Source organism: Methylobacterium sp. Leaf85, assembly GCF_001422125.1.
GTDB classification, from domain to species: Bacteria; Pseudomonadota; Alphaproteobacteria; order Rhizobiales; family Beijerinckiaceae; genus Methylobacterium; species Methylobacterium bullatum.
The window spans coordinates 33,130-54,034 of the sequence record NZ_LMME01000013.1 but is presented as its reverse complement, the minus strand read 5'-3'; the positions used below and the strand labels follow the sequence as shown (position 1 = coordinate 54,034).

22 protein-coding genes are annotated in these 20,905 nt (G+C 67.4%); 14 read left to right on the top strand and 8 right to left on the bottom strand.

All coding sequences use genetic code 11. From position 1 onward, the window contains the following. Together ASF08_RS11000 and ASF08_RS10995 are read left to right on the top strand one after the other, a co-directional pair. On the top strand, positions 1 to 136 hold a 136-nt coding region (locus ASF08_RS11000), incomplete at its 5' end, for a CsbD family protein (RefSeq protein WP_056144980.1). 58 nt (positions 137 to 194) lie between these two features. Continuing rightward, on the top strand, positions 195 to 578 hold the full coding sequence (locus tag ASF08_RS10995) for a CsbD family protein (RefSeq protein WP_056144977.1): 384 nt from the start codon (positions 195 to 197) through the stop codon (positions 576 to 578). Between the two features lie 87 nt (positions 579 to 665). Here ASF08_RS10995 and ASF08_RS26005 read toward each other — a convergent pair whose 3' ends face one another. Then, on the bottom strand, positions 666 to 791 hold the full coding sequence (locus ASF08_RS26005) for a hypothetical protein (protein WP_274534482.1): 126 nt from the start codon (positions 789 to 791) through the stop codon (positions 666 to 668). 63 nt (positions 792 to 854) lie between these two features. On the opposite strand from ASF08_RS26005, the gene ASF08_RS10990 reads away from it, so the two are divergent. Next, positions 855 to 2,264, top strand: a complete 1,410-nt coding sequence (locus ASF08_RS10990) for a TAXI family TRAP transporter solute-binding subunit (protein ID WP_056144976.1) — start codon at positions 855 to 857, stop codon at positions 2,262 to 2,264. 274 nt (positions 2,265 to 2,538) lie between these two features. Here the strand turns inward: ASF08_RS10990 and ASF08_RS10985 are convergent, their stop codons facing one another. The 3 genes from ASF08_RS10985 to arsH form a co-directional block, all read right to left on the bottom strand. Further along, on the bottom strand, positions 2,539 to 3,738 hold the full coding sequence (locus ASF08_RS10985) for a M10 family metallopeptidase C-terminal domain-containing protein (protein WP_056144973.1): 1,200 nt from the start codon (positions 3,736 to 3,738) through the stop codon (positions 2,539 to 2,541). Positions 3,739 to 3,750: 12 nt separating this feature from the next. Continuing rightward, positions 3,751 to 3,999 (bottom strand): Ig-like domain-containing protein, encoded by a 249-nt coding sequence (locus ASF08_RS10980; RefSeq protein ID WP_056144970.1) that lies wholly within the window; start codon positions 3,997 to 3,999, stop codon positions 3,751 to 3,753. An 810-nt stretch (positions 4,000 to 4,809) separates the two neighbouring features. Next, complete coding sequence (gene arsH / locus ASF08_RS10975) at positions 4,810 to 5,556, bottom strand: arsenical resistance protein ArsH (RefSeq protein ID WP_056144992.1); 747 nt, start codon at positions 5,554 to 5,556, stop codon at positions 4,810 to 4,812. A 47-nt stretch (positions 5,557 to 5,603) separates the two neighbouring features. Here arsH and ASF08_RS10970 point away from each other — a divergent pair, with 47 nt between their 5' ends. The 11 genes from ASF08_RS10970 to ASF08_RS10920 all read left to right on the top strand — a co-directional run bounded on the left by ASF08_RS10970 (position 5,604) and on the right by ASF08_RS10920 (position 14,356). Then, positions 5,604 to 5,963, top strand: a complete 360-nt coding sequence (locus ASF08_RS10970; RefSeq protein ID WP_018044266.1) for an ArsR/SmtB family transcription factor — start codon at positions 5,604 to 5,606, stop codon at positions 5,961 to 5,963. Then, on the top strand, positions 5,951 to 6,376 hold the full coding sequence (gene arsC / locus ASF08_RS10965; RefSeq protein WP_056144967.1) for an arsenate reductase (glutaredoxin): 426 nt from the start codon (positions 5,951 to 5,953) through the stop codon (positions 6,374 to 6,376). The genes ASF08_RS10970 and arsC overlap by 13 nt, the downstream gene beginning before the upstream one ends. 39 nt (positions 6,377 to 6,415) lie before the next feature. Continuing rightward, the gene (locus tag ASF08_RS10960) at positions 6,416 to 7,711 is read left to right on the top strand and encodes an arsenic transporter (RefSeq protein WP_056144966.1); all 1,296 of its coding nucleotides are present in this window, start codon (positions 6,416 to 6,418) and stop codon (positions 7,709 to 7,711) included. Between the two features lie 426 nt (positions 7,712 to 8,137). Then, positions 8,138 to 9,010 (top strand): flagellar motor stator protein MotA, encoded by an 873-nt coding sequence (gene motA, locus ASF08_RS10955; protein WP_056144962.1) that lies wholly within the window; start codon positions 8,138 to 8,140, stop codon positions 9,008 to 9,010. Between the two features lie 2 nt (positions 9,011 to 9,012). Beyond that, the gene (locus tag ASF08_RS10950; RefSeq protein WP_056144960.1) at positions 9,013 to 9,945 is read left to right on the top strand and encodes a flagellar motor switch protein FliM; all 933 of its coding nucleotides are present in this window, start codon (positions 9,013 to 9,015) and stop codon (positions 9,943 to 9,945) included. After that, the gene (locus tag ASF08_RS10945; protein WP_056144958.1) at positions 9,929 to 10,228 is read left to right on the top strand and encodes a hypothetical protein; all 300 of its coding nucleotides are present in this window, start codon (positions 9,929 to 9,931) and stop codon (positions 10,226 to 10,228) included. The genes ASF08_RS10950 and ASF08_RS10945 overlap by 17 nt, the downstream gene beginning before the upstream one ends. A gap of 139 nt (positions 10,229 to 10,367) precedes the next feature. Next, entirely contained in the window at positions 10,368 to 10,745 is a 378-nt protein-coding gene (gene fliN / locus ASF08_RS10940) for a flagellar motor switch protein FliN (protein WP_056144956.1), read from the top strand. Between the two features lie 10 nt (positions 10,746 to 10,755). Continuing rightward, positions 10,756 to 11,793, top strand: coding sequence for a flagellar motor switch protein FliG (locus ASF08_RS10935; RefSeq protein ID WP_056144952.1), 1,038 nt, complete (start codon positions 10,756 to 10,758; stop codon positions 11,791 to 11,793). Between the two features lie 27 nt (positions 11,794 to 11,820). Then, on the top strand, positions 11,821 to 12,882 hold the full coding sequence (gene flhB, locus ASF08_RS10930) for a flagellar biosynthesis protein FlhB (RefSeq protein ID WP_056144949.1): 1,062 nt from the start codon (positions 11,821 to 11,823) through the stop codon (positions 12,880 to 12,882). 2 nt (positions 12,883 to 12,884) lie between these two features. Beyond that, complete coding sequence (locus tag ASF08_RS10925; RefSeq protein ID WP_056144946.1) at positions 12,885 to 13,328, top strand: hypothetical protein; 444 nt, start codon at positions 12,885 to 12,887, stop codon at positions 13,326 to 13,328. A gap of 344 nt (positions 13,329 to 13,672) precedes the next feature. After that, complete coding sequence (locus tag ASF08_RS10920) at positions 13,673 to 14,356, top strand: response regulator transcription factor (RefSeq protein WP_056144944.1); 684 nt, start codon at positions 13,673 to 13,675, stop codon at positions 14,354 to 14,356. A 48-nt stretch (positions 14,357 to 14,404) separates the two neighbouring features. Here the strand turns inward: ASF08_RS10920 and ASF08_RS10915 are convergent, their stop codons facing one another. From ASF08_RS10915 to ASF08_RS10895, 4 genes are all read right to left on the bottom strand, one after another. Further along, entirely contained in the window at positions 14,405 to 14,974 is a 570-nt protein-coding gene (locus ASF08_RS10915) for a transglycosylase SLT domain-containing protein (protein WP_443136813.1), read from the bottom strand. Continuing rightward, positions 14,958 to 15,740: a flagellar hook-length control protein FliK gene (fliK, locus tag ASF08_RS25170; RefSeq protein WP_056144936.1), complete on the bottom strand. Its 783-nt coding sequence runs from the start codon at positions 15,738 to 15,740 to the stop codon at positions 14,958 to 14,960. The genes ASF08_RS10915 and fliK overlap by 17 nt, the downstream gene beginning before the upstream one ends. A gap of 2,582 nt (positions 15,741 to 18,322) precedes the next feature. Then, positions 18,323 to 19,567 (bottom strand): chemotaxis protein MotC, encoded by a 1,245-nt coding sequence (locus ASF08_RS10900; protein WP_082473155.1) that lies wholly within the window; start codon positions 19,565 to 19,567, stop codon positions 18,323 to 18,325. Further along, the gene (locus ASF08_RS10895) at positions 19,567 to 20,904 is read right to left on the bottom strand and encodes a MotB family protein (protein WP_056144929.1); all 1,338 of its coding nucleotides are present in this window, start codon (positions 20,902 to 20,904) and stop codon (positions 19,567 to 19,569) included. The genes ASF08_RS10900 and ASF08_RS10895 overlap by 1 nt, the downstream gene beginning before the upstream one ends. Between the last annotated feature and the right edge of the window lies 1 nt (position 20,905).

Here is a 20,905-nt window from a genome sequence, read left to right as displayed (position 1 = left end):
CGGCAAGGTCACCGGCAACGACAAGCTCGTCGCCGAGGGCAAGGCCCAGGAACTCAAGGGCGAGGCCCAGCGCACCGTCGGCGAGGCCAAGGACGGTGTGGCCTCGGTCGTCGACAAGGTCACCGGCAAGCGGTGATCCCGTCCCCGAGGGAGGGCTCAGGCTCTCCCTTCGCCTCAACCCGTAGGAGACTTCCATGAATCGCGATCAGTTTCGCGGCGCGTCCCGGCACCTGAAGGGACGTGCCCAATCCGCCCTCGGCGGTGTCACCGGCGATCCGGCCCGTCAGGTGCGCGGCGCCGTCAACCAGGTGGCCGGCGGCGCGCAATATGCCTACGGCCGTGCCCGCGACCGTGCCGAGGATTTGGCCCAGGATGGCCGCTATCTCGTCGGCGAAGTCCGGGACCGCGCCGGTAACCTGATCGAGGACGGACGCGGCTTCGCCCGCCATGCAGCCAAGCGCGGCACGACCTATGGCCGCCAGGCGGTCCGCTATGCCGACGACCATCGCGCATCCGCCCTGCTCGGCCTCGCGGCCGTGGCCTTCGCGGTGGGCTGGCTCGCCCGTCCCAAGCGCTGATCCCCGTCATCCGGAGACCTTCGATGATCCGCAAACTCCTGACCTTGTTCGTGCTTCCCAGAATCGTCGCCTATGTCGGACGCCGCCTCAGCGGCCGGGCCGCAGCCCCACCGCGTCGGCCCCGCTGACGACCGCCCATCCGGCCCCGTCGCGGTGGAGCCGTTCCTTGTCGACGGGGACGGCGCCCGCCATGTCGGCTCGCGGCGGGGGCATGATACACCCTGTCGCCGCCGATAGGGGCGGTGTCGGGCTTGGCGGGGAGCGGTCGTTCGATCCATGAAGTTCGCCGGCCTCCTCGTCCGCCGCGAGTTCGTCTTTCTTCTGCTCGCCGTGTTCCTCGGCCTCGGGGCCGCCACGGCATACTGGATCTCGCGGGCGACCGTCCTGACGATCGCCGTAGCCCCGAAGGACGGGACCGAGCCGGCGCTGATCCAGGCCTATGCCGATGCCCTGGCCCGGCGGCACAAGGAGATCCGCCTCAAGGTCATCGCCTTCGACGATGTGCGGGACAGTGCCGCCGCGCTCCAGGAAGGCCGCGCCGATCTCGCCGTGGTCCGTCCCGATGTCGACCTGCCCGACAATGGACTGACCCTGGCGATCCTTCGCGACCAGGCGATGATCATCGCCTCTCCCGAGCCGTCTGGGCTGACGAGCTTTCCCGACCTCGATCGGAAGCGCCTCGCGATCCTCGCGCATCGCGATGCCGACCAGGCGCTGATCAAGGCGATGGTCGGCCATTACGGCCTCACCCTTCTCGACAAGGACCCGGAAGGCCCGTTGCCAGCGCGCCACGTGGCCCTCGTGGAAATGTCCGAGGCCGAGCTGCCCATGGCCCTGGCCAGGAAGCGGGTCGATGCCGTGGTCTCGGTCATTTCACCGACCGCACCCACGGCGCAACGCATCGTCGGCATCGTCCAGGCGGCCAGCAAGACCCGAAAGGTCGCCTTCGTCACGGTGGAGAACGCGGATGCCATCGTCGCCCGGATGCCGCGCCTGCAATCCGTCACCATGCCGGCCGAGACCTTCGGCGGCAGTCCCAAGATCCCGGCCGAGGACGTTCACACGGTCGGCGCGTCCTACCGCCTGATGGCGCGGGCCAGCCTGTCCCGTCCCGTCGCGGCGGACGTGACCCAGCATCTGTTCGAATTGCGCAGCGGCATGGCCAACGTGACCGCCGCCGCCGATTACGTGCAGGCGCCGAGCTACGACAGCACGGCCGGCGCGACGAGCGCGCGGTTGCCGATCCACCCGGGCGCCGTCGATTTCTTCGAGCGCGAGCAGCAGGGCTTCATCGAACGCTACGAGACCTGGATCTATCTCGTCGCCTTCCTCGGCGGCGGCATCGGGTCTGGCGTCGCCTGGATCGGCCAGCGTCTGTCGCGGCTGCGCCGGGAACGGATCGAGGAGGCCACCGACCGCCTCCTGCAGATTCGCCAGGAAGCGCAAAGCAGCGCCGATCCTCCGCGCCTGGAACACCTCGCCCGCGAGATCGACGACCTCGCCGGCGAGATCGCCAAGCATGCCCTGGAGCGGCCGACGGAGGCCAGGACCATGTCGGCCGCCGCCATCGCCATCGATGCCGCCCGGTCGACGGTCAAACGCACGATCGCGGCCGGGCAATACGCCGCCGACGCTCCTGGCTTGGCGGGGCGTACGACATCGTCGGAGTCCAGCGCGGCGGAGTGAGGATCGGCCGGCAATCCGCATCGATCGGTGGGGGCATGAGAAAGCGCCGGCGTGTTCCGACAGCACGATCCCCAAGGCATTGATCCCCAAGGCATTGATCCCGAAGGCCACGATGCCCAAGGCAAGAAAGCCCCGCGCGCCGGATCATTGGCGCACGGGGCTCACATTGAACTGACACTCGGCCTCGAATCCTAAGCAGGGTCGCGGCGGCAAGCCATCGCTTCACCTCGCTCAGGACTTTGACGTCACGCAGGTTTCAGGACGCGAAACCCGCTCAGAGCACGAAGTCGGTCGCATGCAGGGCTTCGATCGTGCCTCTCAGGACGATCTGGAAGTCCGCCTTGCCGTTTCCGTCGACGTCACCCTCGATGATCGTCGAGCTTCCAGACGTGACAGCATGGAGCTCTCCCTTGTGCTTGGTGAACGCCCCCTCGATGAACAAGAACGATTGGTCTGTCGCGGCTCCACTCACGGCTTGAATGCCGGACAGATCGATGTGATCGACGCCCACCTTGAAGTCCAGGATCGCATCGCGGTTCGCGACACCGTTGCCGCTATCGCTCACCGTCTTGAAGACGAACGTATCGCTTCCCGCTCCACCCGTCAGGGTGTCCTGACCGAGACCACCGACGATCACGTCCTTGGCTGCTCCACCCACGATCGTATTGGCAAGCTCGTTGCCCGTGAGCGTCAGAGCTTTCGAACCGAAGGCTCGGAGAGTTTCGATCGAGACGCCCGACTCCAGCGCGTAACTGACGCTGGCGTAGACCGTGTCGGTACCGGTCGTCTCGATCACACGATCGTTCGCGTTGTCGACGTAGTAGGTATCGCTGCCGGCGCCACCGGACAGCGTGTCCGCTCCTGTCTTGCCGTCGAGGATGTCGTTGCCCGCGGTTCCGACGATCGTGTTGGCGAAGTTGTTGCCGGTCAGAGTCAGGCCCGTCGAACCCGAGCCTTCGAGCGTCTCGATTTCCTGGCCTGCTTTCAGCGTGTAGCTGACGGACGCACGGACCGTATCGCTACCGGCCTGAGCCGCCTCGGTCACCTGATCGCCGACATTGTCGACATAGTAGACGTCGTCGCCGAGGCCGCCGAACAGAGCGTCTACGCCGGCCTTGCCATCGATGACGTCGTTGCCGGACGTTCCGACGATCCTGTTGTCGAACTCGTTACCGGTCAGTACGAGACCGACGGTCCCGGAACCGCGGAGCGCCTCGATCTCCTGGCCTGACATGAGGGAATAGCCCACACTGGTCCGCACCGTGTCGTAGCCATTGGCGGTCAGATCGCTGATGGTACCGCCGGTGACCGCCACAAAGGTCTTATCGAAAAAGGGATCGGCCTCGCTCAGGGTGAAGGTCACCGTCGCGGTCTGGTTGTCGATGTTGAACGCATCGCGGTCCAGGTCGATCAACACCGTCGGCGCCGTCCGGTCGATGGTCAGCAGGATCGAGCCGCCAGGTTCACCCGGCACACCGCCGGCATCTTACGGGCCGGTGACGGACAGCGTGGTCGAGCCTTCGAAAACCAGACTCGGAGTGAAGACGGCCGTCCAAGTGATACCACCGTCGCTGGTGCCCAGGCTGCTCAGAGAACCGACACCGCCGGAGATGGTAACGTCTTCGTCGAGGTCGAAGCCGGTCACCGCCTCGGAGAAGGTGAAGGTCACCTCCGTGGTGTTGGAGGTCGCGTTGAGAAGGGGTTCAGCCGCAACGATCGAGACAACGGAGGCCATGACGATTCACTCCAGAAAAATTGGGTCGACGACGGATCCCGAGCAATCGATCTCGGGAATAGTCAGCTGAAAAACGCGAAAATTTGAAGTATCATCGAGTCCGCGAGCAAGGATTGCCCTTGCTGGACCAAATCGAAGACCCCAGCATGCATCGCATGAGCGGGAATTGCGACTGCTGAACATATCAACGGATCCAGGTCCACATCACTCGTATGAGTGAGGGAGGGCTGTTTTATTGATTTTGATTTCTCCCTCATATGAGGGATGGTGACGACCCGGGAGGTTATGCTAACGCGATGTAGAGCGACGTCGGTAAAAGACGGCATAGCAATTGAAGCTACTGAGTCGTCGCTTATCTGGGTCGACTTTTAGTAGTCCTGTCGGCTTGGAGTGTGTCTCTTCCTGGCGACGTAGGATCGGATGACTTTGCGTGCATCGGCAAATTCGGGGCAAAGATGGTTCCGATTTTCATTGCGCGCGTCGGAGATCAAAACTCCGCCGGCGTTTCCAGAATGAGCGGATCGCCTTTGCCCTGTTGACACTGTGACGCCTGTCCGCCGGTCTTGCATTGGTCGGGCGGCTTCCGGTTCGACCATGAGAGGCGGGGCATGCACCTTGCCAAGCAGGTCCGGCGGACGACCGCCACCGCGCAGTCGCGCGGGCAGACTTCGGTGAGTCGGGCTCATCGAGGTCTGGGATCAGACGATACGTCATGGTGCATCGGGGGAGACACCCTCGTGTTCCCCGAAGTGTTCGATGTCAGGTTTCGATGGCGCAATCTTGTCGCGGCAAATACCGGAATTGAACGGCCTATCGCCTTGCGAACCCGATATCGGCCGCCACCGCCTCGAGCCGTTCGGGTTCGCGCTCCTTGCGCTCGGAATACCTGTCGACGAGGTAGTCGGCCCGCTCACGGGTCAGGAGGGTGAACTTGAACAGTTCCTCGCAGACGTCGACCACCCGGTCGTAGAGGGGGCCGGGCTTCATCCGGCCGGCCTCATCGAACTCCTTGTAGGCCATGGGCACCGAGGACTGGTTCGGGATGGTGATCATCCGCATCCAGCGCCCGAGGATGCGCAGGGCGTTGACGGCGTTGAACGATTGCGAGCCGCCCGAGACCTGCATCACGGCCAGGGTCCGGCCCTGCGTCGGGCGCACCGACCCTTCCGACAGGGGCAGCCAGTCGATCTGGCTCTTGATGACGCCGGTCATGTTGCCGTGTCGTTCGGGGCTGACCCAGACGTGTCCCTCCGACCAGATCGAGAGGGCGCGCAGTTCACAGACCTTGGGGTGGTCAGGGGAGGCGTCGTCGGGCAACGGCAGGCCGCGCGCATCGTAGATCCGCACTTCGCCGCCCATGGCCTGAAGCAGGCGCGCGGCCTCGTAGGCGAGGAAGCGGCTGAACGAACGCTCCCGGAGCGATCCGTACAGGATCAGGAACCGCGGAGCGTGGGTGAACGGCGTCGGCACTTGAAGGCCGGTGCGCGTCGGGACCTCGAAGTGCCCCTCGCTCAGGTTCGGCATGCCATCGGCGAAGGGGTGTTGAGGCTTGTCCACCACGTCGGCATCCTCTACATTTCAATGATGATTGAGATGTTGACATCATGATGGGCGAACGGCAAGCCGTCGCCGCCTTTGCGGCCCTCGGCCAGGAGCATCGCCTGCGCATCGTGCGCCGGCTCGTCACCGCCGGGCCGGACGGGATGGCAGCCGGCATGCTGGCCGAGGCGGTCGGTGTGTCAGGCACCAACCTGTCCTTCCACTTGAAGGAGCTCACCCATGCCGGGCTCGTCACCTCCCGCCGTGAGGGACGCTCGATCATCTACAGCGCCGCCTACCCGGACCTGTCGGAACTGATCCAGTTCCTGATGCGCGATTGCTGCCAGGGGCGCCCCGAGGTCTGCGCCCCCGCCGTCGCAGCCCTCTCCGCCTGCTGCAAGGAGACCGCTCGATGGACGTCGTGATCTACCACAACCCGGATTGCGGAACGTCCCGCAACACCCTGGCCCTCATTCGCAATGCCGGCATCGAGCCACACGTGGTCGAGTACCTGAAAACGCCGCCGAGCCGCACCCTGGTGCGTCAGCTCGCCGAGCGGGCCGGCGCAACGATCCGGGACTTCCTGCGTGAGAAGGGGACACCTTTCGTGGAACTCGGCCTCGCCGACCCGGCCCTCACGGACGACCATCTTCTGGATGCCATCGAGGCGCACCCGATCCTGCTCAATCGCCCTTTGGTGGTGAGCCCGAAGGGCGTCGCCCTTTGCCGCCCCTCCGAGGCGGTACTCGGCCTGTTGCCGGTCCAGCAGGGCGAATTCGTGAAGGAAGATGGCGAGCGCGTCGTCGACGAGCACGGGCGCCGCGCCGCCACCGTCTGATCCCGCCTCCCGCTCCATCGAGAATGAGAAACGCTGCCGATGCTCGCGCTCGCCATTTTCGTGGTCACCTTCGTCTTCGTCATCTGGCAACCCAAGGGCCTCGGGATCGGATGGAGCGCCCTCACGGGGGCCGCCGTGGCCCTCGCCAGCGGGGTCATCCATCCTGGCGACATCCCCGTGGTCTGGCATATCGTCTGGGACGCCACCTTCACGTTCGTGGCGCTCATCGTCATATCGCTTCTCCTCGACGAGGCCGGGTTCTTCCATTGGGCCGCCCTACACATCGCCCGGTGGGGTGGCGGTCGTGGCCGCCGCCTGTTTCCCCTGGTCATCCTTCTCGGGTCGGCCATCGCGGCGGTGTTCGCCAACGACGGGGCTGCGCTTCTCCTCACCCCCATCGTGCTCGCCATCCTGCTGCGGCTCGACTTCAAGCCGGTGGCGGCCCTCGCCTTCATCGTGGCCTGCGGGTTCGTGGCCGACAGCACCAGCCTGCCGCTGGTGATCTCGAACCTCGTCAACATCGTCTCGGCGAACTTCTTCGACATCACCTTCAGCCGCTACGCCGCCGTGATGGTACCGGTGAACCTCGTCTCGCTCGCCGCGACCCTGCTGGTCCTGTGGATGCTCTACCGCCGCGACCTGCCGGCGACCTACCCGGTGGGCCAGTTGGAGCCGCCTCAGAGTGCCATCCGCGATCCCTCGGTGTTCAAGGCGGCCTTCCCGCTGCTCACCCTCCTTCTCGCCGCCTACTTCGTCTCCGCGCCCTTCGGCATACCGGTATCGGTGGTCACCTGTGCCGGCGCCCTGATCCTTCTGGCTCTCGCCAGCCGAGGCCGCGTGATCCCCATCCGCAAGATCCTCGCGGGGGCACCGTGGCAGATCGTGCTGTTCAGCCTCGGCATGTACCTCGTCGTCTACGGCCTGAAGAATGCCGGCCTGACGGACTACCTGGCGCAGGGGGTGGTCTGGCTCTCGGGCCAGGGAACGGTCGTCGCCACCATCGGGACGGGCTTCGCCGCCGCCATCCTGTCTTCCGTCATGAACAACATGCCGGGCGTGCTCGTGGGGGCGCTTTCGATCCAGCAGACCCCCGACCTGTCGCCGCTGATGCGCCAGTCGATGATCTACGCCAACGTCATCGGGTGCGACCTCGGTCCGAAGTTTACACCGATTGGCAGCCTCGCGACCTTGCTTTGGCTCCACGTGCTCGCCAGCCGGGGGCAGCACATCACTTGGGCGCAGTACATGAAGGTAGGGCTGATCATCACCCCACCCGTGCTTCTGGTGACGCTTTCGGCCTTGGCGCTGTGGCTGCCCTTGCTGGGCGCTCCGTAGCGGCCAAATGGGCCAGGGCATGCGCTGATCGGTAGGTTCGCTCCTCCCCACTCTGCCGGAGCGGGAGAACCGGAATCCATGCGCCTCGACGATTCCGTTCTCGGACCTGTCCGCAACTCCACGCCCGCCTGGCGCTCGACAGCCGGGATGGGACCGGGGGGCCATCAGGGCCGGGTACCTCGTCGTGGATGCCATGTGCCCGCGAGCCCCATGCCGTCCCCTGAGGATGATCTCGGCCTGTCCGTCGCCGTCCCAGGGGTTCGCCGCCCACGACATCAGGTCGTGGACGCCACACGACGTTCGTCGAGCGATGCCGACCGACCTCGACTGGGAGGAGCCCGGAGACGTCACCCAGCCCCGCGCAAGCCACCCGACCTAATTCCGCACCGAACCAGATCGTCAACCTCCGTGCGGAGTCGGCAAGCCTTGGGCATCCTCATCGGCCTCGTCATCGGAATCGGCTGCATGCTCGGCGGGTTCGTCGCCATGGGCGGGCACCTCGTCGTGCTCTGGCAACCGTGGGAATTCGTCATCATCGGCGGGATGGGCGCCGGCGCCTTCGTCATGGCCAATCCGATGAAGACGGTGGTCGATACCGGCAAGGCGGCCGTGGACGCCTTCACCGGCAAGGTGCCCAAGCGGAAGGATTATCTCGAACTGCTCGGCCTTCTCCACGCCCTCATCCGCGAGCTGAAGACCAAGCCTCGCAACGAGGTCGAGCCGCATCTCGACGATCCGGCGAACTCCGAGCTGTTCAAGGCCTATCCGACCGTCGCGAAGAATGCCGACCTCGTGCTGTTCATCTGCGATTATGCCCGCCTCATCCTCATCGGCAACGCCCGGGCCCATGAGATCGAGGCGTTGATGGATGAGGAAATCTCAGGCTACCGCAAGGATCGGCTCAAGCCCTACGGCGCCGTCACCATGGTGGCCGAGGCCATGCCCGCCCTCGGCATCGTCGCCGCCGTGTTGGGCATCGTGAAAGCGATGGGCGCCCTCGATCAGTCTCCCCAAATCCTCGGCGGCCTCATCGGCGCGGCCCTGGTGGGCACGTTTTTCGGCGTGTTCATGTCCTATGGGGTGCTCTCCCCCTTCGCCACCAAGATCAAGATCATCCGCGAGAAGCAGGCCCACGTCTACGTGATCGCCAAGCAGAGCCTGCTCGCCCATATGAGTGGCGCGGTGCCGCAGATCGCAGTCGAGCATGGCCGCAAGGGTATCTCGCTGGGCGATCGGCCCACCATCGACGAGGTCGAGAACGCGACCGTCGCGGGCGGCGCGCAGAGGGAGGCGGCCTGAGCATGGACGTGCCCTCCGGGAACCCGACCGATATCCGCGCCCGCCTGATCGAGGCCGGCGGCCTGTCCCTCGACCGCCTGCCGATGCTGCACGTGGTGTTCGACCGGCTCACCTCCGGCTGCTCGGACAACCTCAAGCACCTCTTGGCCTCACCGGCCTTCTTCTCGTTCAGCGGTGTCCGGAGTGGTCGATTCGGCGAGATGCTCGATGCTTACGACAACAACGCCGTCGCCGGCATCTTCCATGCTCCCGAATGGGACAGTCACATCCTGGTCGGCCTCGACCGGGACTTCCTCTACACCATGGTGGAGGCACTGTTCGGCTCGGATGGCGGCGAGCCGCCGGTGGAGGAGGAGCGCGCCTTCTCGGCCCTCGAGCTCAAGCTCGCCCACACGATCTTCGAGCAGGTCGGCAAGGCGCTCGAATCCTCGTTCTCCCTGGTCTCGACGACGCCTTTCAAGCTCGAACGCACCGAGACCCGCATGGAATTCGCCGTGATCGGCGGGCGTAGCAACAAGGCGGTGGAGGCCAAGTTCGGGCTCCAGGCGCTCAACCGCGGGGGCGAGATGTTCCTCATCTTGCCCCAGTCGGTGATCAACCCGATGCGCCCGGCCCTCTCCCGGGTTCTCACCGGCGACAGCGCGGGCCGCGACCCGAAATGGACGCAACAGATCTCGGCCGAGGTCCAGAAGGCGCGTGTCACCCTGCGCGCCGTCCTGGAGGAACGCACCCTGACGCTCGGCGAGATCGCCGATCTGAAGATCGGGCAGGTTCTCGAACTCGACGCGACGCCTGCGACGCGGGTCAAGCTCGAAGGCAACGACAGGCCCCTGTTCTGGTGCCACATGGGCCAGGCGCAGGGATCCTACATGCTGCGCGTCGACGAGGTGATCGCGCAGGACAAGGGAGGTACCGACGATGACGCCGCTGGTTGACACCATCCTCCTCGTCGCCCTTGTCGCGACGAGCGCCTGCGTGGTCCCGATGTACCTCAAACTGAAGCGCCTCGACCGGACCCAGGCCGAGTATGGTCGCATCCTCGTCGAATCGGGCCATGCCCTGAGTGAAGCCGGCGAGGCCCTGCGCAGCTTCAGCACCGAGGGACGCGAGATCCTCGAAGCGTTGGGCGCGCGAATCGACGAGGCACGCCGCATCCTCACCGACCTCGAGGCGAGCCGCCAGGCGCTCCTGCGGGACCGCGGCCTGGCACGGGACTGATGCACGCCACGATCCGTCCCGGCGCCGGTTGTTGCCTTCAGGGCGCAAGCCTCCACAATTCCGGGGCAACGGCCGGGCACGGCCTTTCCCTCGACGCGAAAACCCACGACGGTCGACGGACTCACCCCACGGGCCAACGATGAACAACAACCCCTTCGACGATTCCCAGTCGGCTCAGGCCGGCGTGAGTCCGGTGTTTCCCAGTGTCGCCGCCCCGGCCGAGGCGGGCGCGGAGGCCCGCATCGGCGACGGCCGCAACCTCGATTCGATCCTGCGCATCCCCGTGCTCATCCAGGTCGTGCTCGGCTCGGCCACCATGCCGGTGGCCGATTTGATGAAGCTCGGGCGCGGCGCCATCGTTGCCCTCGATCACCGTGTCGGCGAGCCCGTGGACATCACGGTGAACGGGCGTGTGGTCGCGCGCGGCGAGATCGTGGTGGTGGAGGAGGACAATTCCCGCTTCGGCGTCTCGCTGACCGAGATCGTCGGTCCTGCCGATTCCGGTCAGAACGGCTGAGGGCGCGAACGTGGCGAGTGTGCCGATCGCCGGAACGGCCCCCGGACTCCCCCGACACCTCAGCCCGGTGGACGAGGTCGCCGCCCTGCTGCTCGCCATGGGAAAGCCCGCGGCGGGCCGGCTGTTGAAATATTTTGATTCCGATGAGATCCGGCGCATCACCCGCTCGGCGACGCAGCTCGGTGCCGTCAGTGCCAGCCAGCTCGATCACATCGTCGAGTCGTTCTCGATCGAATTCTCCGCCGAGGGCAGCCTCGTCGGAACGGCACAGGAGGTGGAGAAGCTGCTCACCGGTCTGCTGCCGGCCGATCAGGTCGCCGAGATCCTCGCCGACGTCCGCGGCGACGCCACGCGCTCGGTCTGGGAGCGGATGTCGGGGGTCTCCGAAAGCGTTCTGGCGAGCTACCTCGTCAAGGAGCATCCGCAGACGGCCGCCCTCATTCTCTCGCGCATCAAGCCGGCCTCGGCCGCCAAGGTGATGGCCCACCTGCCCCAGCCCCTGCGCAATACGCTGATGCGGCGGATGCTCAGCTTCAAGCCGGTGGTGGACGAGGTCATCCAGATCGTGGAGCGCACCCTGCACGACGATCTCCTCGTGAACGGCGCCCGCAATTCGGGCGCCGACACCCACGCCAAGATGGCCGACATCATCAACAAGATGGAGCGGACCCAGATCGACGACGTGCTGTCGAGCCTCGCCGAGTCGCGGCCCAAATCCGTCGAGATCCTCAAGGGCCTGCTCTTCACGTTCGACGACATCGTCAAACTGGCCCCCCGCGCGCGCACGACCCTGTTCGACGCCGTGCCCAACGACCGCCTCGTCATGGCTCTCAAGGGCACCGATGCGGAGTTCCGCGCGGTCATTCTCAGTGCCCTCTCGGCACGCGTGCGCCGCATGGTGGAACACGAGCTCAACGGCGGTGAGCCGGTGGCGCAGAAGGACGTGGCGGAGGCCCGGCGCAGCATCACCGATCTTGCCATGGAGATGGCGGGGCGGGGCGATATCGAAATCAATGCCGGAGAGGAGACCGAGGCTCTCGTCCGCTGAGGCGGATCGGGACGCTCAGGCGCCGCCATGGCCGACGACGATCAGGAGAGCAAGACCGAGGCCGCCTCGGAGCGCAAGATCCGGGAGGCCGTCGACAAGGGCAACGTGCCGTTCTCGCGCGAGGCCACGGTCTTCGCCTCGATCCTCGGTCTGCTCATCGCCCTCAGTTTCGTGGTCCGTGACCAGACCGGCCCGCTGGTGCAGACGCTCCTCCCGTTCTTCGACCATCCGCGGGACTTCTCTCTGGAGAACAGCCAGGACGCGGCCCGCATCCTGGAGGGGGCGGCCATGGCCATGGCCCGCTTCCTCGTCCCGATCCTGGCGATCTTCGCCGTGTGCGGCCTCGTTTCTTCCCTGATCCAGAACGTGCCGAGCATGGTCGGCGAGCGGATCCGGCCGCAATGGTCGCGCGTGTCGCCAGCGGCGGGCTGGGGGCGGATCTTCGGAAAAGCCGGTCAGGTCGAGTTCCTGAAATCGCTCCTTAAATTCTTGAGCATAAGTCTCGTCTCGATGCTGCTCCTGCGCTCGGAGGGCAACAGAACCGTGAATGCCATGTTCTCCGACCCGAGCCAGATCCCCGACCTGATTCTCACCGTCGCGATCCGGCTCGTCTCCGTGGTGAGCGTGGCGACCATCGTGATCGTGGCGGCCGACCTCGTGTGGTCGCGCTTGCGCTGGCAGCGTTCGCTGCGCATGTCGAAACAGGATCAGAAGGACGAGCACAAGCAATCCGAGGGGGATCCCCTCGTGAAGGGCCGCCTGCGCTCCCTGGCGCAGGACCGCTCGCGTAGGCGCATGCTCGCCAACGTGACCCAAGCCACCGTCGTCATCGCCAACCCGACCCACTACGCCATTGCGCTACGCTACGCCCGTGACGAGCAGCCTGCGCCCCTCGTGGTGGCCAAGGGCAAGGATCTCGTCGCCTTACGCATTCGAGAAATCGCCGAAGCCAACGGCATTGCGGTCATCGAAGACAAGCCTCTGGCAAGGTCCCTGTACGATAGTGTCGAGGTGGATCAGATGATTCCGTCGGAGTTCTACAGCGCCGTGGCTCAAATCCTCTTCTTCCTGTTCTCGAGGGCGCGCTGACGATGCGGGCTCCCCAGTTCATCGAGTCCGTGACCGGCATCGACCTTGCGGATGCCGAGCGCGTCTTCGCGTCGGCGATCCGGGATTTCATCGCCGAAATGTGCCTGCTCGACGGGGGCATTCTCATCGGATGGGTCCAGGCGGGACGCCACGGCAACATCGCCGATCTCGTCTCCTCGTCGGCCGAACCGTTCTTCAAGGAGTCTACCCTCGCCTACGCGGACGGCGCCGACGTGCGCTTCGACTGGGGCCGTTCGCTGACCGTGGGCCTCGACATGGAGTTCGTCACCGAGGCGGTGACGGTGTTTTTCAAGCTCATCCTCGACGGCGTCTATGTCGGCGTCGCAATACAGCGGATCCTAGCCGACCAGACCCGAGACTTCTGCCTCCGAGGTTTCGAACGCGCCCTCGACGACGCCCGTCTCATCCGCCACGCCCGGGCCTGAGCCGCACGGCCACGCGCCGCCCGGTTCGGGGCGGTTCCTGCGCCTGTGCCCTTCCCCGCCGGCCTCTTCGCGCCCTCCCCTACCTGCTCATCCCGGAAACGTCCGAGCGCGTGTCACTCCGGCCGCGTGATCGCGCGCCTGTGGTATCCCAGTCCTTGACGGTCCCCGGGCGGCACGACATGGATGGATAGTTAACAACGAATCGCGTCGCGAGTCGCCTTGTTCAAGTCTCCTCCCAAGGGGGAATGGTGGAGATCCGCCTGGACGTCCGATTGTCGGACGCACCTGCGTCCGTACGACTGCATAAGCAACAATAGCGACCCGACCGGGTTCGGAGAGTTTTCATGTATGTCTTGGTCGACGATCGGCCATCGGTGAACTCCGGATACAAAGCGGGCTTCGAGCGCGAAGGCATCTCGTCCCTTGGACTAGACCCGGAGGAATTCACCCATTGGTTCAAGTCGTCTTCCCATAGCGACCGCGAGGCGATCCAGGGGTTCCTTCTGGGAGACTTCGAAGGACGCGCGAAATGTGCGGCCTTTATCCGGAAATTGTCTCGTGCGCCGATCCTCGCCCTCAGCGACGTGCGCTCCCTGGACCAGACCTTGCAGCTTTTCGAGGCTGGGATCGACGACGTGGTCCCGAAACCCGTTCATATCCGCGAGATCCTGGCCCGCTCCGAGGCGATCTGGCGCCGCGTCAACGCGACGGGGACGCTGACCCGCGATCCGAACCCGGAAACCGAGCGGCTCAAGGTGCATTTCGATGGGCGTGATCCGGAGGTGGACGGCGAGGTGCTTCCCCTGCCCCGGCGCGAACGCCACATCCTCGAATGCCTCGTACGCAACCGCGGTCGTCGCATGACGAAGTCGCAGATCTACGGCATCGTCTACGGCGTCTACAGCAACGGTGTCGAGGAGAGCGTGATCGAGGGACATGTGAGCAAGTTGCGCAAGAAGCTCGCGACCCGCCTCGGGCACGATCCCATCGAGGCGAAGCGCTTCATGGGCTACACGTTCGTCGGCTGACACGTCGGGCCGCGAACCGGAACGGCCGGTCCCAGGCGGGCCTCGCTCTCACTGGCAGAAGCTGCGCGCTCCCGGCGTCCAGTTGCCGAAGCCAGTGGCGACCATGTTGGTGATCACGCGGCAGACATACTGTTTCTGGGCCGGGTTGTTGTTGGGCCCCGCGTGATAGCGCGCCACCGCTAGGGTCCAACTCCCCTCTCGCGCCTTGAGCTGCTTGAGGAACACGGTCGCATACTCGACGTTCTGGCGCGGATCGATCATGGCCTCCAGGGTCGCGAACTTCTCGCGATGGTAATGGTGATTGATCTGCATGCAGCCGAGATCCACGAGTTTGATCCCGGCGGCCTTTGCCTGTGCCAGCTGGGCCATCACGTCCGCCGCCCCGTTTCCGAAATAGGCCCGGCCCTGGATGTTCATGGCATAGGGCTGCAGTGAGCCACGCTTGCCGCTCTCGGTGAGGCCCACGGCGTAGAGAACGCCCAGGGGGACGCCGTGTTTGGCCGAGGCCCCCGCCATCTCGCGCTCGCAGACATTGGCGGCGACCGGTGGCGGGGCACCACGCGACGGCGGCGCTACGCTGTTGGCGGAGGCCGGCATGGCGCTACAGGTAAACGTCATGGCGGCCAGGATCGGCAGGATTCGTTTCATTCGTCCACTCTCTCTTATCCTGGGATTCGGCCGCGCGGGCGGAAGCCGGGCGGCGTTCCGGCTCGCTCGACGGGGGGCGGCCCTGGGGGGGCGATTGGCCATCGCCGGAGGGTAAGCCCGATCCCGTCCCGGTCGGGCCGAAGGGCTCCTGCCCTCCCTGACCGATGGTCGCGCCGTCCGCCTGATAGCCCGCGCCCCGCAGGAGACCGGTGAGCAATTCGCCATCCCGGCGCAGGAGTGCGGCGGTCTCTTCACGGCTTGCCTGGAGATGCAGCTCGAGCTGACCGTCGCGCAGGCGCATCCGAACGAGGACCGTGCCGAGGTCCATGGGCCGAAGCTGGAGGGTGAGAATCCGCAAGGGACCCTCGGCCTCTGGCCGGTTTGGTCGCTGGGTCGCGGGCGGGGGAGGCAAGGCCGCCGTCACCGCCTCGGCGATCTGACGGGCCGGCCCAGCGACCGGCGCCCCGGGCTGTGCCGGCAATACGAGCGGCTCTATCCGCGCCGGCTCAACCCGCCCAGCCTCGACCACCGCCTTCTGCGGCGCATCTCTCTTCGAATCGGGGTGATCCGCTTCCGCGTGCGCGGGCGTCAGGGCCACTGCCGGGGCTTCCGTGCGCTCGGCGAGCGTGTCCGCCGGCCTCGCTGCGCCGGCCAGGGTGTTCTCACGCGGCACGAGCGCCAGAGCGGACGGACCTGGGGGAGACGCCTCCTCGACCGGCGTATCGATCCGAGGCACGGGGACAGGATCCGACGGTGTCTGGCGAGCCTCGGGCAGCGCGGGACGATCGGCACGCGCGTTCCCTTCCGCCTCGAGCGGCGCGATCGAAGGGGCCTCTTCCGAAGGCAGGGGCGGGGCGACGGATGATACGACTGACCGGGCGGGAGAAGCTGATGCCGGCTCCGACGGTCCATCCCCCCTGTTCGTCAACGGACCCGGATGAGCCGCCAACGGCAGCTCCGCTCCGGTCACGGGAGCCTCGACAGGCGCGGCGACGGCCGGCGCGGCTTGACGGGGCATGGACGAGACGGTCGGAAGGGTGGGAGCCGGCGCGTCGATGACGACCGCGAGATCCGGGCTGGGCGTGCCGGCATGGGGGGCTGGAGGCATGGCCGGTGTTCCGGGCCGCACCGGCGGAATGGATGCACCGACCGGACGCGCTGCGGTCTCGGTCGAGGATTCCTCGGGGACGCTGGCGGGTGCAGCCGCTTCCATTGGCCGGACCGGCCGCAGCGTATCCGAACCGCGAGCGCGGGAAACCGCATGAAGCTCATCCTGCCCCGTGATTCGGTTCGGTGCCGCGCCGGAGGGGGGTGGGTTCGTAACCTCCCGCCCCGGTGACGGGACCATGGGCGGCCGATCGGTGAATGACCTGGAGGCAGAGGGGGCGGCCTCGCCCGGAGCCGCCCCGGATAAGGCGGGCTGAACCGGGGACGGGCCAGAAGCGGGATCGGACGCGGCCGATGTCGGCGAGGCCAGACCCGGATCGGTGCGCCAGGGGCGGCTTTCCGGCAAAAGCCCGAATCCTGCATCGGTCGAAGAGCTGGCGGGAGCGGGCTGCGGCGTGGCCGCACGTTCCGCCACTGGCGCTAGGGAATGGGGATACGGGGCGCTTCGGTCGCTCTGGGCCGGAGACGCGATGTCGGCCTCTCCCTTGTCCGCGATCGGAACTGGCATGGCGGCGGCGTCGGACGGCAAGGCAAGCGGCACGGTGGTGAAGCCACTTTCGCCCGGGATCATCGGGCCGAACGGGCCGGACACAGCTGCGGCGGGCGGCACGGCGGATTGGCGGAACGGGGTCGAAACTGCTCCCGTCTGCGAAGCGTCGCGTGAGCCGGGGGCCGGCCGAGGCAAGGTCGAGGATTCGGGCCCGATCGGACGCACCGTCTGCGCGACTGGATGCTCCGCTGCATCGGTTTCCGGTTGTGCCGTCGCCGCCGCGATCTCCCGCACGTGGGGATACGGAGCGCTTCGGTCGCCCTGGGCCGGAGGCGCGATGTCAGCCTCACTCCCGTCCGGGATCATCGGGCTGATCGGGCCGGACAAAGCTGCGGCGGGCGGCACGGCGGATTGGCGGAACGGGGTCGAAACTGCACCCGTCTGCGAAGCGTCGCGTGAGCCGGGGGCCGGCCGAGGCACGGTCGAGGCTTCGGGCCCGATGGGACGCGCCGTCTGCGCGGCTGGGTGCTCCGCTGCATCGGCTGCCGGTGCTGCCGTCGCTGCTGCGACCTCCCGCACCTGGGGGGCGGCCGGCCCGTTCGACTCGTGGGCCGTCGATGGCGACGACATCGCATTCAGGGCAGGTGTCACCTCCGCCACAACCGGCTTGGCGAGGGGGCTGGGTCTCGGCACGCTCGAGGATACGGTGGACGGGTCTGGCGGAGCGGGCGCTGCGACCGCCGGTCGGGCCGCCGGGATCGCATCGAGGCCAGGCTCACCGGTGGCGGCGGGCGTTGCTGCTACAGGCTCGGCCACTGCCGGGCGGGCTGGAGGCGCCGATGGCGGAACCGTACTTCCCGGCACCGGAGGGATGACCGGGGCCGTATCGGTACCGCCGGCGGCACGGCGCGATAGCCGAGGAGCGATGGGCGCGAAGTGGGTCTCCTGTGCAAGGACGACGATGCGCGGGCGCGGCTCCGACACGGTCTCGATGATGCGCGCCGGCAGAGCCGCCTCGGCTGCCGGTCGGGGGACGGGAAGCTCCTCCGGCAGCCCCGCCGTCGTGTCACCCGGCGAAAGCGATCCGTCGGCACCAAGGGGCGGCGTGGGGATCGCCGAGGGGGGCGCTTGCGGTGCGGGAAGACCTGGGGCCGGCGCGGCCGGCGCCGGATCGAGCAGGTCGGTTCGAGACGGTCGGGCCGTGGCGACATGGTCATCCGAAGCCGATGAATCGGTTGCTGCGGATACGTCCGGCGACGTGTCGCTCGGTCGGGCGATACCGGATGCCGATCGCGCCGGTCCGGCCGGCGACTCGGCTTCCGCGCCGGGCAGCGCACGGGCCACCAGGGCGAGGATGGGGTCTCGCGCCGTCGCCTGGCCGCTCCCCGCCCGTTGCGACGCCGCCCCGGCCACGGCGATGAGCAGGGCGAGCGGGTCGGCGGCCTGGCCCGGCATGGACGCCTCCGTCGCCGGGTCGCTCATGGAGCGTCCTCCCCCCGATGAAACGGCGTCCTCGGGGAAAGCCGGCTCGGTGAGGGCGCCGAGGACGGCGCCGAACAGGTCCGGCGCGCCCTCGTTCATCTCGGCTGAATCGGCGCTGGAGCGGAGCCCGAGCAACTCGGCCTGACTCCGCGGCGTGGCGACCGTCGTTCCGAGAGTGTTCAACGTTCGCTCCTGCGCATGATGTCGTCGATCTGCCCGAGGGCGCCCCGCGCGCGCTCGATGGCCGGGACCGTGGGCAGTACGCGCCCGCCGGTCGAGGGCGCCGCGCCGGCTGGATCGACCGCGCCCTGAGGGGCCTCACGGATCTCGCGGGCCGTGGAGAGAGCGGCGTCCAGAAGATCCAGATCGGCGGGATCGAGGAGGCGACGCTCGGTCGTCCGAAGGGCTTCGAGGCTGGGCTCGAACTGACCCTCCGTGGCGATCAGGGCCGCGGCCCGGTACAGGCGGGCGCGGACCGCGTCGGGGGTCTGAGGTTCGGCGAGGGTGAGGGTGCGTTCGGCGGCGAACACCGCCGTGCCGACCTTGCCCTGGTCGAGGGCGACGCGCGCGACGAGCAGGTAGATTTCGCGTCGCCCCTCGGGCTCGATCTCATCGAGCATCGCCTGTAGCCGGGCGAAGCGCGCTTGATCGCCCTTGAAGTCGAGGCGGGTGAGCGCGGCGGCGAACCGCTGGCGAAAGTTGCCCGCATAGACGGAATGCCGGAACCGGCGCAGGTACTGGATCGCCAGGGCTTCGAAGCGAGGCAGGTCGCCGGCCTGGGCCACCACGAAGATCTCCCGGCGCAGGGCGCCTTCCTCGACAAGGGTGCCGGGTGCGAGAAGGCGAGCGAGATCGAGGAGGCGGATCGACTGGGCGGGATCGTCGCGCACGACGAGGGCCGACAGGCTGAGGGCGAGCTGCGCCCCGAGGCCGACGGGCACCGAGTTCGGATCGATCTTGGCGAGAAGGCTGCGCGCCTCCTTCTCCCGGCCCTCGAGATAGGCCAGCGCTCCGAAAACGAGAGGGGTCTCGCTCTCGGACAGTTTCCCGGCGGCGATGAGATGGCGCAGCAGGGTCGGCCCGCCGCCGATGAGCGCGAAGGTCACGGCCGCGCGCAGGCACGCCGGATCGTTCCAGGTCTCGGGTGGGAGGTCCAGCATCCGGGTTTCGGCCACCGAGATCAGGACGCGCTGGCCGTTATGCGCCTGGGCCGATCCCAGCGCGATCTGATCCTGCATCAGTTGGAGGGTGCGCACGAGTTCCACGGGCAGCGGGTAGGCCGCCACCGGCAACGGCTCGATGGGAGCGGCGGGCTCCGCGCCGTGGCCGCCGCCATGGGACTCCGCGGCCCGTGCGGACATGTCCCCGAGGGGCAAGGCCGCGAGGCACGCCGCCGCGATCCCGCATCGCACGAAGGGGTGCATCACTCGGGCCGTCCGCGCAGGAGAATCTCGATGCGGCGGTTCTCGGCGGCCTTCGGGTCCAGCCCGTTGCGCGGTTGGCGGTCGGCATACCCTTCGATGCGCTCGATGCGAGCGTCGGGGAAGCCACCGCGCACGAGCATGTAGGAGGCCATCTGCGCGCGCGCGGAGGACAGTCGCCAGTTGTCGTAGGTCTCCGAGCGGAACGGGCGCCCGTCGGTATGGCCGCGCACCACGATCCGGCCGGGGCGGTCCTTCAGGATACGGGCAACCTGCTCCAGGGCACGCACGACCTTGGCCTGCGGCTCGGCCGAGCCAACCCCGAACATGCTGAAATTGACTTCGTCGGTCAGGCTGATGAGGATACCCTCGCCGGTGCGGCGCACCTCGGCATGGGGGGCGGCCGCGCTGTTCTGACCGGGCAGGACCCGGGCGATCTCGGCCTTGATCTCTGCTGCGACTGCGGTCTCGGCTTCGTCGGCGGCCTGCTTGGCGGCCTGGATCTCCTTGGCCTCGGCGCCGCCCTTCGCGTCGATGCCGACCTTGCCGGCCTTGGCCTCCTTCGCCGGCGCGGGCGGGGAGCTCTTGAGCGGGGGAACGGCGGGCTCTGCGGATGCGGGGGCGAGGGACGCGGCAGGTGGGGTGACCGGCGGAGTGGGGAGCAGAATCCCCTCCCCGTCGCCGGCCGAGGCGACCTTGACGACCTCCCTCGCGGCGGGTGTCGCAGCGCGGGCATCAGGTCGGCTCTCGCTGGAAGGAAGGGCCACGGTGCCGGTGGCGCCGGCCTTGTCGGTGCGGGCCTTGGCCAGAGCCGAGACCTGCCAGTAGAGCGGATCGAACGGATCGCGCGCGGTTTCGCCGCCCCTGATGCCCGGCTCGCCCGACTCGGATGCAACGGCATCGGCCGAGGCGACCTCGGGGCCGGGCTCGGGCTCGGCCGCGAGGCGGGCGAGTACCGCGTAGGGGTCCTGGAACAGGGCGGCCTCGCGGGCCCGGCTTCCGATCGCGGCGCCCTTGCCTTCCCCTTTCCCTTCTCCCTTCCCCTCGCTCTCCTCCGGAAGGGCTTCCTTGGAGGACGCCTCGCCAGGCTTGTTCTGCGGGTCGCGCAGCCCCTTGCGGTCGAAGGTGGTCTCGGCGAGCTTCACGGGATTGAAGTATTCGGCGATGGCGGTCTTCGTTTCCTTGGTGGTGGAACCGATGAGCCACAGCACCAGAAACAGCGCCATCATCGCGGTCATGAAGTCGGCGAGCGCGATCTTCCAGGCGCCGCCATGGTGCCCTTCCTCGTGGTCGCCGTGGCGCTTGATGACGATGATCTCGTGGTGGCGCTCATCGGCCATG

Bases quoted from the DNA above. Each gene is read 5' to 3' on its own strand.
- ASF08_RS10915 (WP_443136813.1), bottom strand. From the start codon at position 14,974: ATGACGTTTACCTGTAGCGCCATGCCGGCCTCCGCCAACAGCGTAGCG.
- ASF08_RS10995 (WP_056144977.1), top strand. From the start codon at position 195: ATGAATCGCGATCAGTTTCGCGGCGCGTCCCGGCACCTGAAGGGACGT.
- fliN (WP_056144956.1), top strand. From the start codon at position 10,368: ATGAACAACAACCCCTTCGACGATTCCCAGTCGGCTCAGGCCGGCGTG.
- ASF08_RS10970 (WP_018044266.1), top strand. From the start codon at position 5,604: ATGATGGGCGAACGGCAAGCCGTCGCCGCCTTTGCGGCCCTCGGCCAG.
- ASF08_RS10950 (WP_056144960.1), top strand. From the start codon at position 9,013: ATGGACGTGCCCTCCGGGAACCCGACCGATATCCGCGCCCGCCTGATC.
- ASF08_RS10990 (WP_056144976.1), top strand. From the start codon at position 855: ATGAAGTTCGCCGGCCTCCTCGTCCGCCGCGAGTTCGTCTTTCTTCTG.
- flhB (WP_056144949.1), top strand. From the start codon at position 11,821: ATGGCCGACGACGATCAGGAGAGCAAGACCGAGGCCGCCTCGGAGCGC.
- arsC (WP_056144967.1), top strand. From the start codon at position 5,951: ATGGACGTCGTGATCTACCACAACCCGGATTGCGGAACGTCCCGCAAC.
- ASF08_RS26005 (WP_274534482.1), bottom strand. From the start codon at position 791: ATGCCCCCGCCGCGAGCCGACATGGCGGGCGCCGTCCCCGTCGACAAG.
- ASF08_RS10925 (WP_056144946.1), top strand. From the start codon at position 12,885: ATGCGGGCTCCCCAGTTCATCGAGTCCGTGACCGGCATCGACCTTGCG.
- ASF08_RS10895 (WP_056144929.1), bottom strand. From the start codon at position 20,904: ATGGCCGATGAGCGCCACCACGAGATCATCGTCATCAAGCGCCACGGC.
- ASF08_RS10960 (WP_056144966.1), top strand. From the start codon at position 6,416: ATGCTCGCGCTCGCCATTTTCGTGGTCACCTTCGTCTTCGTCATCTGG.
- ASF08_RS10920 (WP_056144944.1), top strand. From the start codon at position 13,673: ATGTATGTCTTGGTCGACGATCGGCCATCGGTGAACTCCGGATACAAA.
- ASF08_RS10900 (WP_082473155.1), bottom strand. From the start codon at position 19,567: ATGCACCCCTTCGTGCGATGCGGGATCGCGGCGGCGTGCCTCGCGGCC.
- ASF08_RS10980 (WP_056144970.1), bottom strand. From the start codon at position 3,999: ATGGCCTCCGTTGTCTCGATCGTTGCGGCTGAACCCCTTCTCAACGCG.
- ASF08_RS10945 (WP_056144958.1), top strand. From the start codon at position 9,929: ATGACGCCGCTGGTTGACACCATCCTCCTCGTCGCCCTTGTCGCGACG.